The 14009-nt window shown below is 68.5% G+C and carries 14 protein-coding genes and 2 pseudogenes; 8 read left to right on the top strand and 8 right to left on the bottom strand.

All coding sequences use genetic code 11. The features are described 5' to 3' along the window. The first annotated feature begins 19 nt into the window (after positions 1-19). The 7 genes from IE241_RS18960 to IE241_RS18930 all read left to right on the top strand — a co-directional run bounded on the left by IE241_RS18960 (position 20) and on the right by IE241_RS18930 (position 6245). Positions 20-910 (top strand): response regulator transcription factor, encoded by an 891-nt coding sequence (locus IE241_RS18960; protein WP_190022979.1) that lies wholly within the window; start codon positions 20-22, stop codon positions 908-910. Between the two features lie 218 nt (positions 911-1128). Further along, a complete protein-coding gene (locus IE241_RS34820) occupies positions 1129-1464 on the top strand; it encodes a Flp family type IVb pilin (RefSeq protein WP_308433719.1) in 336 nt (111 codons plus the stop codon). A 5-nt stretch (positions 1465-1469) separates the two neighbouring features. Continuing rightward, a complete protein-coding gene (locus IE241_RS18950) occupies positions 1470-2195 on the top strand; it encodes a pilus assembly protein TadG-related protein (RefSeq protein ID WP_190022978.1) in 726 nt (241 codons plus the stop codon). Between the two features lie 45 nt (positions 2196-2240). After that, the gene (locus IE241_RS18945; RefSeq protein ID WP_190022977.1) at positions 2241-2843 is read left to right on the top strand and encodes a hypothetical protein; all 603 of its coding nucleotides are present in this window, start codon (positions 2241-2243) and stop codon (positions 2841-2843) included. Positions 2844-2847: 4 nt separating this feature from the next. Next, positions 2848-3456 carry an OmpA family protein gene (locus IE241_RS18940; RefSeq protein ID WP_190022976.1) on the top strand — a complete coding sequence of 203 codons (609 nt, stop codon included), beginning with the start codon at positions 2848-2850 and terminating at the stop codon, positions 3454-3456. A gap of 182 nt (positions 3457-3638) precedes the next feature. Next, positions 3639-5618: a hypothetical protein gene (locus IE241_RS18935; protein WP_190022975.1), complete on the top strand. Its 1980-nt coding sequence runs from the start codon at positions 3639-3641 to the stop codon at positions 5616-5618. 51 nt (positions 5619-5669) lie between these two features. Further along, the gene (locus tag IE241_RS18930; protein ID WP_190022974.1) at positions 5670-6245 is read left to right on the top strand and encodes a hypothetical protein; all 576 of its coding nucleotides are present in this window, start codon (positions 5670-5672) and stop codon (positions 6243-6245) included. 12 nt (positions 6246-6257) lie between these two features. On the opposite strand, the gene IE241_RS18925 is transcribed toward IE241_RS18930, so the two are convergent. Next, positions 6258-6686, bottom strand: coding sequence for a DUF3592 domain-containing protein (locus IE241_RS18925; protein ID WP_190022973.1), 429 nt, complete (start codon positions 6684-6686; stop codon positions 6258-6260). A 137-nt stretch (positions 6687-6823) separates the two neighbouring features. Further along, complete coding sequence (locus IE241_RS18920) at positions 6824-7696, bottom strand: trypsin-like serine peptidase (protein WP_190022972.1); 873 nt, start codon at positions 7694-7696, stop codon at positions 6824-6826. 332 nt (positions 7697-8028) lie between these two features. Between IE241_RS18920 and IE241_RS18915 the strand changes: the two genes are divergently transcribed. Then, a complete protein-coding gene (locus IE241_RS18915; protein WP_190022971.1) occupies positions 8029-9345 on the top strand; it encodes a M14 family metallopeptidase in 1317 nt (438 codons plus the stop codon). A 66-nt stretch (positions 9346-9411) separates the two neighbouring features. Here the strand turns inward: IE241_RS18915 and IE241_RS18910 are convergent, their stop codons facing one another. The 6 genes and pseudogenes from IE241_RS18910 to IE241_RS18875 form a co-directional block, all read right to left on the bottom strand. Continuing rightward, positions 9412-9930: an RICIN domain-containing protein gene (locus IE241_RS18910; protein ID WP_190022970.1), complete on the bottom strand. Its 519-nt coding sequence runs from the start codon at positions 9928-9930 to the stop codon at positions 9412-9414. A 112-nt stretch (positions 9931-10042) separates the two neighbouring features. Continuing rightward, positions 10043-10219: pseudogene (locus tag IE241_RS18905) on the bottom strand (GntT/GntP/DsdX family permease); the annotation flags it as partial. 124 nt (positions 10220-10343) lie between these two features. Further along, positions 10344-11397 (bottom strand): annotated as a pseudogene (locus tag IE241_RS18890) (RNA-guided endonuclease InsQ/TnpB family protein). Between the two features lie 144 nt (positions 11398-11541). Then, positions 11542-11946, bottom strand: coding sequence for a RidA family protein (locus IE241_RS18885; protein ID WP_190022968.1), 405 nt, complete (start codon positions 11944-11946; stop codon positions 11542-11544). Next, positions 11943-12713, bottom strand: coding sequence for an IclR family transcriptional regulator (locus tag IE241_RS18880; protein ID WP_190022967.1), 771 nt, complete (start codon positions 12711-12713; stop codon positions 11943-11945). The genes IE241_RS18885 and IE241_RS18880 overlap by 4 nt, the downstream gene beginning before the upstream one ends. Continuing rightward, positions 12710-13918, bottom strand: a complete 1209-nt coding sequence (locus IE241_RS18875) for a sugar kinase (protein WP_229899536.1) — start codon at positions 13916-13918, stop codon at positions 12710-12712. Before IE241_RS18875 ends, IE241_RS18880 begins: the two co-directional genes overlap by 4 nt. Between the last annotated feature and the right edge of the window lie 91 nt (positions 13919-14009).

Raw genomic sequence — 14009 nt, 5'->3', positions numbered from 1 at the left:
ATCGAGAGGAGGGCACACCGTGCAGAACCGGCCATCGCACCGACCGGCACAGCCGCCGTACCCCCGTGTCCCGCCGTCACTCACTCCGCAGCAGCCGTCGTCGCCTCCTGCGGGTCCCACCGACCCGCAGGATCCGCGAAACCTCTTCGCGGCCGCCGCTGCCCCCGCGCCCGCCCCGCTCCGCGTCGTGGTCGCGGACGACAATCCCGTCGTGCGGGCCGGCCTCACGGCCCTCCTGTCCGGCCGCCAGGACGTCCAGGTCGTCGCGGAGGCGGGAAACGGCCGTGAAGCGTACGACGCCGCCTACCGGCTCCGGCCGGACGTCGTCCTGCTGGACGTCCGGATGCCCGAGGTGGACGGCATCTCGGCGCTCCCCTACCTCGTGCAGCTGACGACCGTACTCATGCTCACGTACAGCCAGGAAGCCGAGATCGTGCACGAAGCACTGCGGCTGGGGGCGGGCGGCTACCTGGTGCACGGGGAATTCACGGCGGACGAGCTCGTCGTGGCCATAGGCAACATCAAGCAGGGCAGGGCCCACTTCACCGCCACGGCCTCCACGGCCCTGCTGGCTCACGTGCGGCAGGCACCCGGGCAGGGAAACGGCCGACCCGAACTGCCGGACGGTCTGGGCAGGGGCGCACCCGGCGCGGGGCACCACGCCGCCCGCTCCACTGCACCGCCACCCGAACCGGCTCAGTACGGGCTGAGCCGGCGGGAGGAAGAGGTCATGGACCTCATCGCCGCAGGAATGACCAATGCCGAGATCGCGGCGACGTGCTTCATCAGCGAGAAGACCGTCAAGAACCACATCAACCGCATCTTCACCAAGCTGCAGACCGAGAAGCGGAGTCAGGCCATCGCACTCTGGCTCGGCACAGCGCGCGGGGGAGGAAGGGCCCATGGCTGAGAAGGCGCAGGAGGAGAGGGCCCAGATGCGTGATCAGGTGGCTCGGGCGCGCCTTTGGGTCCGGGATTGGGTCTTGGGGCCCATGTTCAGGCGTGGGGTTCCGGCGTACGTTTCTGCTGCCGTCGGGGAGGCCGGTCAGGTGGCGACCGGAGGCGCTGATGGAACCAGGACTTACGTAGAGGCCGGTATGACGCCGGCTCATGCCGGAGGGGAAGAGCATGAACGACAAGCTGCTGAAGGCGGCCGTCGACACCAAGGTGCACGTCGCGGAGTGGCGGAACACCTGCATCGACCGGATGTTCCGTCGGGAGCGCTCCAAGGGTCAGACCGCCGTGGAGTACATCGGCATGATCGTCGTGGTTGTGGCGATCATGGCGGCGATCGCCGGCTTCACGGACATCGGTGCCAAGATCAAGACCAAGATCATGGACGCGATCGACGGGGTCGACACCGGGAAGAAGGGTGGTGGCGGCGGCGACGCCGCGACCACCACCGGGGCCACTGGCGGCAACGGCGGCACCGGCAACAAGGGCAACGGCGGCACCGGCAACTGATCCGGTTGAACGCACGGCCGCGTGGCGAGGCAGGGCAGGCTCTCCCCATCTACATCACGGTGGTGGCAGGCCTGCTCTTCCTTGCGTTCGCCTACGTCGCGGTCGGCCAGGCGGCCGTGTCCCGCAACGGCGTCCAGTCCGCGGCGGACGCAGCGGCCCTGGCGGCCGCGCAGGATGCGAGGGAACAACTCCGCACAGGCCTGCTCGCTTCCCTCACCGACCCTGAGACCTGGCAACGTGCGCTCAACGGCAGGAACGTCTTCACCGAGAGGGCCTGCACGGCAGCGAGGCGCTTCGCAGAGCGCAACGAAGCGGACATGGGCACCGGCCCCGAGGACTGCAGGCCGCTCAGGGACGGGCGAACGGGCTTCACCGTCCGGCTGCAGTCGAAGAAGTCCGTCGGCGGCTCCGCCATACCCGGCGCGGAAAACAGGCATACGACGGCGAGTGCCACCGCGGTCGTCGTGCCGAAGGTGTGCACGCTGCGCCCTGTGGAGGATCCCGGAGCCACCAGCTCACCCGAGCCCGGTCACGCTCCGAAGCCGCGAGCGAGCAATGAGCCCGAGACGAACCGGACTCCGGCCCCGGGGACGAGTAAGGAGCCTGAGCCGAAACCGCTGCGACTCCACTGTTCCGACGGCCGCAGCTGGGACATCGATCCCAGGAATCCCGGCAGCACGAACAACCTCCCTGGTGTGACGGACCTGTTTTCCGTCAGACTTGCCGACTGAACATGCGGGCGCAGTGTGCGAACGACAACTAGAGGACGATGAGTGATGAGCGTGTGGCAGCGTGCCCGGGCACGTCGGACCGTCGCAGGTGCCGCCCTGGTTGCGGCGATGGCCTTGACACTGTCCGCCTGCGGCGGCGACAGCAAAGAAGAGAAGCCGAAGGCCGATCGGAGTGCCCAGCAGAACGACCAGGGCAAGCAGGACGGGCAGGCATCCAAGCCCAAGCAGTCGGACGACGCCAAAGTCATCGCCACGCTCCAGGGCCGCAATGGCATTGTCCTGGACATCACCTCTGCCACGCGCAGTGCGGGTGGCTTCGTCACGGTCAACGGCAATCTGAAGAACACGTCCGACAGGTCGACTTCCGAAACCCAGGAGTGGACAGGCCCGGAGCTCGACGTGATCCGGGGAGTCGGTGGCAGCTCTCTCGGAGGCGCCACACTCGTGGACGAGAAGGAGAAGAAGCGGTATTACACCCTGCGGGACACGGAGAACCGGCCGCTGGCCTCGGCGGGCCTCGGCACCGTTGCGGCCAACTCCACGCAGAAGGTCTTCATGCAGTTCCCCGCACCGCCCAAGTCCACGACCCAGGTGGCCCTCCAGATCCCGACCTTTCAGGCCGCCGCCCTGACGCTGACGGATGGGTGAGCGTATGCGAAAGCTCCGAACACAGGGTTCGGTCTGGACGCTCTCCGCGGCCCTCGCCATCGCTCTGACAGCTGCTGCAGCGCCTGTCGCCCTTGCCGACCAAGTACCTCCCGGCCGTTCCGTCTTCACCGGGAAGATCGATCCCAAGGACCCCGGCCTCAAGCTGGAGCCGGGCAGGACCCTCGGGCAGCCCAAAGTGCTCGACATCAAGAGCATCATCGGTGACGAGAGCGGCAATGAACAGCGGCAGGACACCAACTCCGATGTGAAGTTCCAGCTTCAGGCCGAGGTCCTCTTCGGCAAGGACAGCGCCGAACTCAACCCCGCGGCGAACGACCGCATCAGGGCCATCGCCGACGAGATCAAGAAGCAGAACGCCCGGCAGGTCAAGGTCTTCGGCTTCACCGACAACCTCGGTTCGCACGAACACGGAATGGAGCTCTCCAAGCAGCGCGCGGACGCGGTGCAGAAAGAGCTGTCCAAGTCGCTCGGCTCCGACGTCCGCTACGAGATCCGCGGTTACGCCGAGGATGCTCCGGTCGCGTCCAACGACACGGAAGAGGGCCGCAAGCAGAACCGCCGCGTGGAGGTCTCCTTCCCGCGCGCCAACTGAGCGCTGTCGGCTGCCGCCGGCCGTCCCTCCATCCCCCGAAGCCTTCTCACGTTGGGCCTCTTATGGGGCCCCTGGGCCCACGACCTCGTGCTGACCTGCGGGTTAGCGTGGGCCCGGAAAAGATCAATGGCAGAAGGCTCGGGGGAATGAGCGGCATAGGCAACAGTTTTGGCTCCCATCAGGTGAACCGCCCCTATGGGACGTCACCCCCACGGCAGTCGCACCCCTTCTTCGCGTTGATGCGCTCCTGGGCCGCGGCGGTCGTCGTTCTCCTCGCCTCCGGATTCCTGCTCAATGCCGCGATCCTCGACGACCTCGCCACTGCGGAACGGCTCGCCTCGTTCGGCTGGCGGGTCGCGATCATCTACGTCCCGAATCTGCTGTACGTCGCCTTGGCCGTCTGGGCGGCGGCGCGTCTCCTTCCCGAGCCGCACAGGGACTCCCTGCCCCTGTATCTGCTGGCCGCGCTGGGAGTACCGGTCATCACCTGCACGCGGACCATCGTGGAGGGGTGGGGCCTCATCGTCGCCGAGGGCATCGGCATGGCAGCCGCGGCCCTCGTCCTGGGCGGTGCCGCCGGGCTCGTGCTCGGGCGGCTGGGGCGGTCCGGCGGCGGCAGTTCGGACTACCCCTGGAACGACATGGGTGTGACCGCGACGGAGTACATCGGCACGGTCGTGGTGGTCGTGGCGGTGATGGCCAGCCTGATCGCCACCAGCGTGGGCAAGAACGTCGCCGACACCATCAAGGCGAAGATCTGCCAGGCCGTCGGTGGCAGCTGCCAGACGCCGCGCGAGATCCAAGCGGCGAAGAAGCCCGATTCCTATTTCGAACCGACGATGTGCAACACCGCCAACACCAGCAGCACGGCGGGCCAGGAAGTGAAGATCGCCTGGTTCAAGTTCGGCAACGAGTACGGCTTCCAGCAGCAGAAGTTCAAGGTCCGCGAGGTCGACGACAAGGGGAACCCCGTCCTGGGCAAGGACGGAAAGCCCGTGTACAAGGACAAGGTCCGGCTCACCTTCAGCCAGGCCGGAAAGGTCGGCGTGGCCTACTCCCCCAAGTGGGGAGCCAAGGTCGGCAAGCTCGACGAGAACGGCGAGTCCGAGGTCGAGCTGTCCGCCGGCGTGAAGGTCACGGCGGGCGACACCTGGCAGTTCGACAGCCAGGCGGAGGCCGACAAGTTCCGCAACAAGCTGGAGAGCCTGGAGAGCGCCAAGGCCGGAATGCAGTACGCCAGGGACTCGCCCATGGTGGCCTCCCGCAGCGCGGATCACTACCTGAAGCTGCAGAAGGAAGTCAAGGACACCATCAAGGCCGGTCACCTCTCCTACGCCTCGGTCGGCGTCGAGGGGGCCGGCGAGCTGAAGATGTCCGGTTCGATCGACGACCAGATCACGGGCAAGCTCGGCGGAAAGGTCAAGATCGCCCCCACGGCGACGGTCACCCACGACGGCATCAACCACACGGAGTCCAAGACCTTCGCGTTCAAGGTGGAAGGCGCCACGGGCGGCGAGGCCAGCGCCGAAGGGACCAAGGTTTCGGCGGAGCACGGGCTCGGGGTCACCGGAGCCATCACGGTCACCCGTGACAAGGACGGGAAACTGAAGCGGATCATCATGACCCGCACCCAGGAGTCGTCCGGCAAGGCAGGCGGCAAGCACGAGGTCGCCGACGAGGAAAAGGTCCCGGACAAGGACAAGAACGGCAAGGACAACAAGAACGCGGGCAAGTCCAAGCACAAGGGGTCGGTCAGCGGCTCGAGCAAGGACACCGTGACCGAGGTCGTCACCAACACGATCGAGCTCAACACTCCGGGCAAGCAGGACGTCGCTCAGAAGTGGCTGAACGGCAACAGCAAGTACGGCAAGCCGCTTGAGATGCTCCTCCTCGACGAGGCCCCCACGGAGCGGCCCGGTGACGACGACAAGTTCGGCCAGATGATGTTCGACGACGGCCGGTCCAGCAGGCTCACCTACGACGGCGTGACCAATGCCGCGGAATTCGGAGCCGAGCTGAACCTGGGCGTAGCCTCCTTCGGCTACACCGCGAACTTCGAAGGCAGCAAGGAAAAGGTCCGCCAGGAGGACGCGGAGTTCCTCGGGGCCCCGCAGGAGGACGGCAAGCGGAACTACGTGCCGATGAAGCTCTGCTCGCAGTAGCGGATCAGATCCGTACCCTCGCCGGAAAGTCAGACAGAGAGTGAGCACTCGATGATCACCGCGACCGCACGCCGCGCCGCGGCAGCCGCCGCGACCACCGCCCTCCTGGGCGCTCTCGTGGTCGGCTGCGGTAGTGAGAAGAGCGGTGGGGCAGCCGCGCCCGAGGGGTGGGAGACGCTCGACGCGCAGCAGGTCAGCGTCGCCTACCCGAAGGGCTTCAAGGAGCTGGGCAAGGAGAAGCTGCCCAAGTTCGCCACGGCCGAGGCGGATCTGGTGGAGGGCGGAAAGACCGTCGCCCGCATCGTGGCGCAGGTGGAGTTCATGAAGACCAGCGACCTCGATATGGCGGTGTCGGGCGCGGACGCCCAGTACACATTCGGCGCCACCCCTCAGGACAAAGAGGACATCAAGGTCCCCGGTACCGACCGGGCCGTGCGCATCAATCACGGGTTCAAGTCCAGCGGCGAGGGCGACTCTCCTCCGCGGGACACCGAAATGACCGCCGTCGACGTCGTCGGCATGGACAAGAGCGACAAGCCCTGGGTCGTACGGGTCACCGCGCCGAAGGGGAAGCTCTCCCAGGACGACCTGGACGAGATCCTGAAATCCATCAAGGTGACCGGCTGACGTCCCCGTCCGCTAGCGCTTGAGCCACACCTCCGACACGTATAGCCAGAGAACCACCAGGCTGACCAGAAAGAAGGAACTGGTCACCAATATCCCGAAAAGGCCCCCGAGCAACGGGGAAAGGGTGCGCAGTCCCATCACGGTCGCCGTCCGCTCCGGATCCTTGGCCCGGTAGCGGACGGTGACCTTTTTGCCTTCCCTCATGACCATGGTGGGTTCCTCGAACTCCACTGCGCAGCCGTCGGCCGTGGTGAAGCCGTAGACGTAGTGCATGTGCGTGAAGCCGTCCGAGCCTTGCGTTCCGTAGCTGCGCACGCAGCGGCCTTCCGCGCGCTCGCCGAAGAAGACGGACCTCAGCGCGGTCAGGAATTCGTGCACGCACTTGTAGAGGACCCACGCGGTGCCCGCCACGAAGAGCAGAAGGACGATGAGGGTGGTCATGCCCTCACCCTAAGCAGGCCCGGCATTCCGCCCCGCCCGGTCTCGTGAGGTCGCCTATGCCCGGACCCTTGCCGGGCTGCCGGGCGGGCGGGCTCGTGTGCCCGCCCGGCAGCGGAGAAGAAGAGCGGGGCCGGCGATCAGGGCTTCGGCAGTGCGCAGCCCGGCAGGCTCAGGTCCAGCTTGTTCCCGATCCCGATGCACTTGGCTATGCCGTACGTCTCCTGGGCGTAGTTGATGCCCTGCCGCACGGTGACCTGGCCGTTCTCGTCGACCTCGCACGGGTTGTTCATCGTGCAGCGCTCGCCGCTCTCGTTGCCCGTGTTGTTGATGGCGATGACCTTCCCGGTGTTCGTGTCGATCACCGGCGAGCCGGACGTGCCGCCTATCGTGTTACAGGACGGCGTGTAGCGGAGCGAGTCTTTCCAGGTCCAGTCGGCCTCGCGGAGGCGGTAGACGAAGCCGTCGGCGTTGCAGCTGTAGATCCGCTTCCAGAAGCCGGAGACGACCTTGATCGGCGTACCGCTCACCGGGTGGTCCGCCGACAGGTTGAGCGCGTTGATCCCGTAGCGCTGCTTGATCTGCGCATATGTTGTGTTCAGTTCGTACAGCGTGACGTCGGTGTCGGTCATCGTGGCGTACGAGACCTTGGTCGCGCGCAGTGTGGCGGCCTTGTTCCCGCTGGAGTTGAGCAGGCTGAACGTGCGGGTGGACGGCTGGTCGGTGATGACGGCGCCGGGGTCCGGCATGCCGCTCTCCAGGCAGTGGCCGTTGGTCATGACGAGGCCGGGGTCGTTGTCGGACGAGCTCGGCAGGCGGATCAGGGAGCCGGAGCAGTTGCTGAGTGCCACGGTGCCGGCGAAGTCGACCGCCCTTGGTCTGGCCTTGGCGTCCGCGCCCGCGCCCGCGCCGGCTCCTGCGTCCGCGGAAGCGGCGGTGGCGGTTCCTGCACCGGCCACGGTCGCTCCGGTGAGGAGGAGGGTGGTGAGCGCGCCGAGGAGAGGTCTTCTCATGGGGGGTGGTTCCTCTCTGGGACGGATCCGGGCCGCCCGGGCCGGATCCGGGCCTAAGTTACGTCGATCGCGTGCTGTCGGTCGCTTGCTGTAGATCGCTTGCGTTCGATCAGTCGTTTCCCGTAGCTCCGTTCGGTTTTGACGTGTGCATTGTTGGTGCCCCTGAGGGCGCGCGCAATCAACCGGCCGCAAGTGAAAGGGAAGTTGGCCTGATTCCCCCCGTCCGGGCGCGTTGACCGGTTCATGACACCCCCCGACACTGACCACGCACCCCCGCACAGCTCCCGCACACCCCCCACCCGTCGCACTTCCGGAACCCCCCAGGAGACCGCATGCGACCCCGCTCGCACGGCAGATGGGCCACCGCCCTCGCCGCCGTGCTCACCCTGGCCCTGGCCGTCCCCGCCGCCTCGCGGGACACGGAGGAGAAGACCACCGAGGGAAGGTCCCGGGCGTACGAGGTCACCGGCCCTCGTACCGCCGCCCAGCGCACGGCCCTGGCCGCGACCGGCGTCGCGATCGACGCCGTGCGCCGGGGCTCCGTCGTGATCACCGCGGACGCCTCCCAGGCCGAGCGCATCCGCCGGATGGGCTACAAGGTCAGCCTGCTGCCCGGGCCGCCGGACCGCTCGGAGGGCCGCTCCCCCGAGCCGTACGACTTCCCTCCGGCCGACGCCGGCTACCACAACTACCGGGAGGCGATGGCGGAGATCGACGCCGACGTCGCCGCACACCCCTCCATCATGAGCAAGAAGGTCATCGGCAAGTCCTACGAGGGCCGCGACATCGTCGCCGTCAAGATCAGCGACAACGTGGCCACCGACGAGGACGAACCCGAGGTCCTCTTCACCGCGCACCAGCACGCGCGCGAGCACCTCACCGTCGAGATGGCCCTCTACCTGCTCAAGGAGTTCGGCTCCAAGTACGGCAGCGACCCGCGGATCACCAAGATGGTCGACAGCCGCGAGATCTGGGTCGTGCCCGACGTCAACCCCGACGGCGGCGAATACGACATCGCCACCGGCTCGTACCGCAGCTGGCGCAAGAACCGCCAGCCCAACGCCGGATCCGGCAGCCGGGGCACCGACCTCAACCGCAACTGGAACTTCAAGTGGGGCTGCTGCAACGGCTCCTCCGGCAGCACCGGCTCCGAGACCTACCGCGGCTCGGCACCCGAGTCCGCGCCCGAGGTGAAGGTCGTCGCCGACTTCGCGCGCAGCCGGATCGTCGGCGGCAAGCAGCAGATCAAGGCCGGGATCGACTTCCACACGTACAGCGAGCTGGTGCTGTGGCCGTTCGGCTACACCTACGACGACACCGGGCCCGGCATGACCCAGGACGAGCACGACGTCTACGCGACCCTCGGCAAGTCCATGGCCGCCAGCAACGGCTACACGCCCGAGCAGTCGAGCGACCTCTACATCACCGACGGGACGATCGACGACTGGCTCTGGGGAGACCAGCGGATCTTCTCGTACACCTTCGAGATGTATCCGAACGAGAGCGGGTCCGGCGGCGGCTTCTACCCGCCCGACGAGGTGATCGACCGGGAGACCGCGCGCAACCGCGACGCGGTGCTGCAGCTGCTGGAGGCGTCGGACTGCATGTACCGGGTCATCGGCAAGGAGGCGCAGTACTGCAAGCAGTAGCCTGCGGTACGGCGCCCCTTGGATGACCGGTGGACGGATGACCGGTGGACGACCGGCTCCGCCGGGTCAGCGAGCCCGGCGGAGCTCGGCGGGGGCCGGCGGGAACGCCGGGTCCCAGTGGTCCCACGACCGGCCGGGGCCCGCCTCGGCCTTGACGCCGTCCTTCAGGTTCGGCCCGCCCGTCTCCGACACGGGGATGGACACGGCCTGCCAGGCGTTCTTGTTGACGAGGAAGCCGTTCTCCTCGTACCAGAGCTGGGTCGCGACGCCCTTGACGCATGTCCACTGCTGGATCGGGGCGCCCCTGTCCTTACGGGAGTCGGCGATCTCCAGGCACTTGCCGCTGTTGGCGTTCACGACCTGGAACTGGGTGCCCGCGCCGGAGCCGGCCACCTTCACGAACTTCCACACGGAGCCCGGCTGGCCCTTGCAGGTCCACTGCTGGGCCAGGGCGCCGTTGCTCTTGCTCGAGTTCTCGATCTCCAGGCACTTGCGGCTCATCGAGTTGACGAGCAGGTCGCCCCGGTCGGCCGCCTGGCCGGTGCCCGGCGCCGTCAGCACGAGCGCCGCACCGGTTGCGGCCACGGTCGCAAGCTTGGCAAAGATCTTCACTTCTGCCCCCATATCCCCGACGCCATGCCCGTGGTGCGGGCATGCCCCTAAGTCGATTAAGTCGATCTTGAGGATATATCGCCCTTCATCCCACCACCACACTCAATATCCCCGCCATCGCGAACCCCGCCACCGACAGCACCGACAGCACCGACTCCAGCACCGTCCACGACTTCAGCGTCTCCCGCTCCGGTATGCCGAAGTACTTGGCCACCATCCAGAAGCCTCCGTCGTTGACGTGCGAGGCGAATACCGAGACCGCCCGTGAGGATCATCCGGCCCAGATCCACGTGCAGCAGCCCGGCGGCGGCCACCAGGCCGGGGCGCGGCGGCAGGAAGGCGTGCGTCGTGACTCCTCCACCCGCTTAAAGGAGGGTGGCTTCTCGCTATGCCGGTTGGGCTTCGCGACGGACCAGCCCGGCCCGTAGAACGTTGATCGCGCCCACTGTGTCCGCGTGCGCGGTGTGGCCGCACGAAACACAGTGGAACTTCTCCCGGGTGGGCCGGTTCTCCTTGGCGGTGTGCCCGCATTCGGGGCACCGCCGGGAGGTATTGCGGGGGTCCACCGCCATCACTACCCGTCCGGCGCCTTCCGCCTTGGCGTTAAGGATCGCGAGGAACACCCCCATCCGGCATCGGCGATTGAGCGGTTGAGCGCGGCCTTTGCGCCCGCCCCATTGGGCAGGAAACTGCCCGGCTGGCCGGGGTCGGGCTTCGGTGCGGGAGCCCGGCTCATATTGCGGATCTTGAGGTCTTCATGCGCGATGAAGTCGTGCTCACGCACGAGAGTGAGCGCGGTCTTGTGGGCGTGGTCGAGTCGTCGGCGGCGGACTTTGCGGTGCAGCCGTGCCGGCTTCTGGGCGATCTTGCAGCGGCGGTTCGATCCGCGCTTGCACCGGGAGAGCGCCTGCTGTGCGGTTTCGAGCTGCGCGGCGACCTGCTGGCCGTGACGGGGGTTGGGCACGAACTCGCCTTGCCGGCCACAGCCCGGTGCTGATGCACCTTGACGTGCCCGACACCCTGCAACCGGACGCGGGTGACCGGGTCGTGCGGAGTGGAGTCCCACCGGCAGCCGTCCCCGTCCCTGGGAAAGTCCACTGTGTCGAACCGGCCTACGCCACGAAAGCGCGGATATCCAGGCTTCTCCCCGGCCTTGACACGGCGGAAGAATGCGGAAAAAGCCTTATCCAGACGCCGTAGCGTCGCCTGCTGGGAACTGAACGACCAGCGGCCCTGACACTCCGGGTCGAACGCCCGGATCTCTTTGAGCTGTGCAGACTGCTGCCCGTAACGGACCGTCGTCTTCGAGACGTGCTGGTAGGCATCACGGCGTTCCTGCAACGCGCCGTTGTAGAACGAGCAATGATGGCGCAGCATCGCGGCAAGCGCACCCTGCTGACCCACGGTGGGCCGCATAAGGAACTTGTATGCACGGATCACCTGGCCCACCCCCTCGATCCGAAGACAGTCAAGACCATGCCGTTGGCGCCTATCACCACATTGGCTAAATACCGGCAGAACGCCTTCAACGATGAGATAATCCCGCACTGCCAAGAGAGCACGCGCAAGATCTGCGATCGGCCGTCAGCCGAGGACGGCGAGTGCGTCGATCTCGACGAGCAGGCCGGCGGGGAGGCCGACGTAGACGGTCGTACGGGCGGCGGGGACGGACTTCAGGTCGGCGAAGTACGCGTCGTACATCTCGTTGAACTCGGCGAAGTGGGCGGTGTCGGTGAGGTAGATCCGCATCATGATCACGTCCTCCCAGGTCGCGCCGCCTTCCTCCAGGACCGCCTTGACGTTGGCGAGCGTCTGCAGGGTCTGGGCGCGCAGGGTGTCCCCGGCGGGCGTCGGAGGCTGCCCCTCCACCGCCGGCAGGAAGCCGACCTGCCCGGCGACCTGCAGGATGTTGCCCTTCTTCACCCCGTGCGAGAACTTCGCGGGCGGGGCGGTGTGGGTGGCGGGCGTGACGGCGGTCTTCTCGGTCATGGCTTCGCTTTCTGCAGGGGTGGCGGTGTGGTGCCGGAGTACTCCGCGCTGATGGCGTCGGCGGTGCGGCGCAGCAGCGGGAGGAGTTCGAGGAGTTCCCCCGAGCCGACGACGACGTTGGGCGCGGAGATCGAGCAGGCGGCGACGACGCGCCCGTCCGTACCGCGGATCGGCGCGCCGACGCAGTTGATGGACTCCTCGTGGCCCCCGAAGTCGGTGGCCCAGCCCTGCTTGCGCACGGTCGCGAGCTCCTTGAGGAACGCACCGGCGTCCGGCGTCGAACGGGCGGTGTAGGCGGGGTAGTCGAGCCGTTCGGCGACGGCGCGCCGCTCGGGTTCGGGCAGGTCGGCGAGGAGCAGCTTGGCGACGGCGGCGACGGTGATCGCGACGGGCTTGCCGATGCGCGAGTACATCCGTACGGGGTAGCGGCTCTCGACCTTGTCGATGTAGAGGACCTCGCCGTCCTCGTGCACGGCGAGGTGCACGGTGTGCCCGCACCGCTCGTTGAGCGCGACGAGGTGCGGGTGGGCGATCTCGCGGACGTCGAGGTTCTCGGCGGCCTGCTGGGCGAGGGCGAACAGGCGGGTGCCGAGGCGGTAGCGCTGGTCCTGCTGCCGGTAGACCATGCCGTGCTCGTGGAGGGTGCGCAGCAGGCGCAGCGCGGTCGACTTGTGGACGTCGAGGCGGGCCGCCACCTGCTCCAGGTTGGCCGGCCCCTCGGCGAGCAGCGGCAGGATCCGCAGGGCGCGGTCGACGGTCTGGCTCATGTGCGTTCCTTCGCGCCGGTGGGGCCGGGGTCGGTGGGGCTGAGGTCGGTAGGGCTGGCGGGTGTGGTTGGCCCGGTGGGTGTGGCTGGTCCGGTGCGGGCGGCCGCCGGCCGGTCCGTGGTCCAGCCCGGGCCGAGACGCAGCCTCCCCCACGCCTCGGGGCCGAGGGCCGCGAGGCGGTCGGCGAGGTCGCGCGGGGGCGGGGCGGCCAGGTCGCCGGGGGAGGCCAGTGCGGCGGCGGCCATGAGGTGGCCGTGGCGCAGCCGCCGCTCGACGCTCAGCCCGCGCAGGGTGCCGGAGAGGAAGCCGGCGGCGAACGCGTCCCCGGCGCCGACGGGTGCGACGACGTCGACGGAGAGGGCGGGGACGAAGACGACTGCGTCGGCGTACGCGGCGTACGCGGCGCCGGCACCGGCGCCGTGGCACGAGGGGTCGGCAGCCCGTACGTACGCCGTCGCCCCCGCGGCTCCGTGTTTGACGACGAGTACCCGCGGCTCCGGCAGCGCGGCCCGTATCGCCGCGGCACCGCGGACGCCCCAGGCCGCCTCGGCCTCGTCCTCGCCGACGAAGACGAGGTCGCACCGGCGGGCGAGGGCGGCCAGGAGGGCGGGGTCGCCGGGGGCGTCCCGCCACAGCGCCACGCGGTAGTTGACGTCGAAGGAGACGAGGGGGCGGCCGGGGGCGCGCTCGGTGAGGTCGTGTACGAGGGCGAGGCAGCCGGCGGAGAGCGCGGCGGTGATGCCGGTGAGGTGCAGGATGCGGCCGGACCATGCGCTCGCGCGGCGGACGAGGTCCGGCGACATGGCGGAGGCGGCGGATCCGGAACGGTAGTAGAGGACTTCGGAGAGGGGCCCGGACAGGGGTGCGGGCTGGGGTGCGGACAGAGGCCCGGGGAGAGGCCCGGGCAGGGATCCCCGCGGCGCAGGGAGCCCCACGCCCCGCTCCCCCGCCGTACGGAAGTACACGCCCGTCGGCCGTCCGGGGTCGCGCTGGACCGCGGAGACGTCCACGCCGTACGCGGCGATCGCCGCGACCAGGTGGTCTCCGAAGGCGTCCGCGCCGACCCGGCCCACCCACTTCGCCCGGTGCCCGGCGGCGGCCAGTGCGCAGGCGACGTTGGACTCCGCTCCCCCGATGCCCCGGTCGAAGGACGGCACGTCGGCGAGCGGGCCCGGCCCCGGCCGCGCGGGGCGGAAGGCGACCATCGACTCGCCGAGGCATACGACGTCGGCGGCCTCCCGGACGGGCGGCGGGGCGGCGGCTGCGGTCACGGTCGGCCTCGCTCCTCGGTCCGGT

Origin of the sequence: Streptomyces hiroshimensis, assembly GCF_014650335.1 — a bacterium.
GTDB classification, from domain to species: Bacteria; Actinomycetota; Actinomycetes; order Streptomycetales; family Streptomycetaceae; genus Streptomyces; species Streptomyces hiroshimensis.
Note: the sequence above shows the minus strand (reverse complement) of the source record. Positions and strands in the feature narration are given on the sequence as shown.

Bases quoted from the DNA above. Each gene is read 5' to 3' on its own strand.
- IE241_RS34820 (WP_308433719.1), top strand. From the start codon at position 1,129: ATGAACGACAAGCTGCTGAAGGCGGCCGTCGACACCAAGGTGCACGTC.
- IE241_RS18945 (WP_190022977.1), top strand. From the start codon at position 2,241: ATGAGCGTGTGGCAGCGTGCCCGGGCACGTCGGACCGTCGCAGGTGCC.
- IE241_RS18940 (WP_190022976.1), top strand. From the start codon at position 2,848: ATGCGAAAGCTCCGAACACAGGGTTCGGTCTGGACGCTCTCCGCGGCC.
- IE241_RS18930 (WP_190022974.1), top strand. From the start codon at position 5,670: ATGATCACCGCGACCGCACGCCGCGCCGCGGCAGCCGCCGCGACCACC.
- IE241_RS18925 (WP_190022973.1), bottom strand. From the start codon at position 6,686: ATGACCACCCTCATCGTCCTTCTGCTCTTCGTGGCGGGCACCGCGTGG.
- IE241_RS18920 (WP_190022972.1), bottom strand. From the start codon at position 7,696: ATGAGAAGACCTCTCCTCGGCGCGCTCACCACCCTCCTCCTCACCGGA.
- IE241_RS18915 (WP_190022971.1), top strand. From the start codon at position 8,029: ATGCGACCCCGCTCGCACGGCAGATGGGCCACCGCCCTCGCCGCCGTG.
- IE241_RS18885 (WP_190022968.1), bottom strand. From the start codon at position 11,946: ATGACCGAGAAGACCGCCGTCACGCCCGCCACCCACACCGCCCCGCCC.
- IE241_RS18880 (WP_190022967.1), bottom strand. From the start codon at position 12,713: ATGAGCCAGACCGTCGACCGCGCCCTGCGGATCCTGCCGCTGCTCGCC.
- IE241_RS18875 (WP_229899536.1), bottom strand. From the start codon at position 13,918: ATGGTCGCCTTCCGCCCCGCGCGGCCGGGGCCGGGCCCGCTCGCCGAC.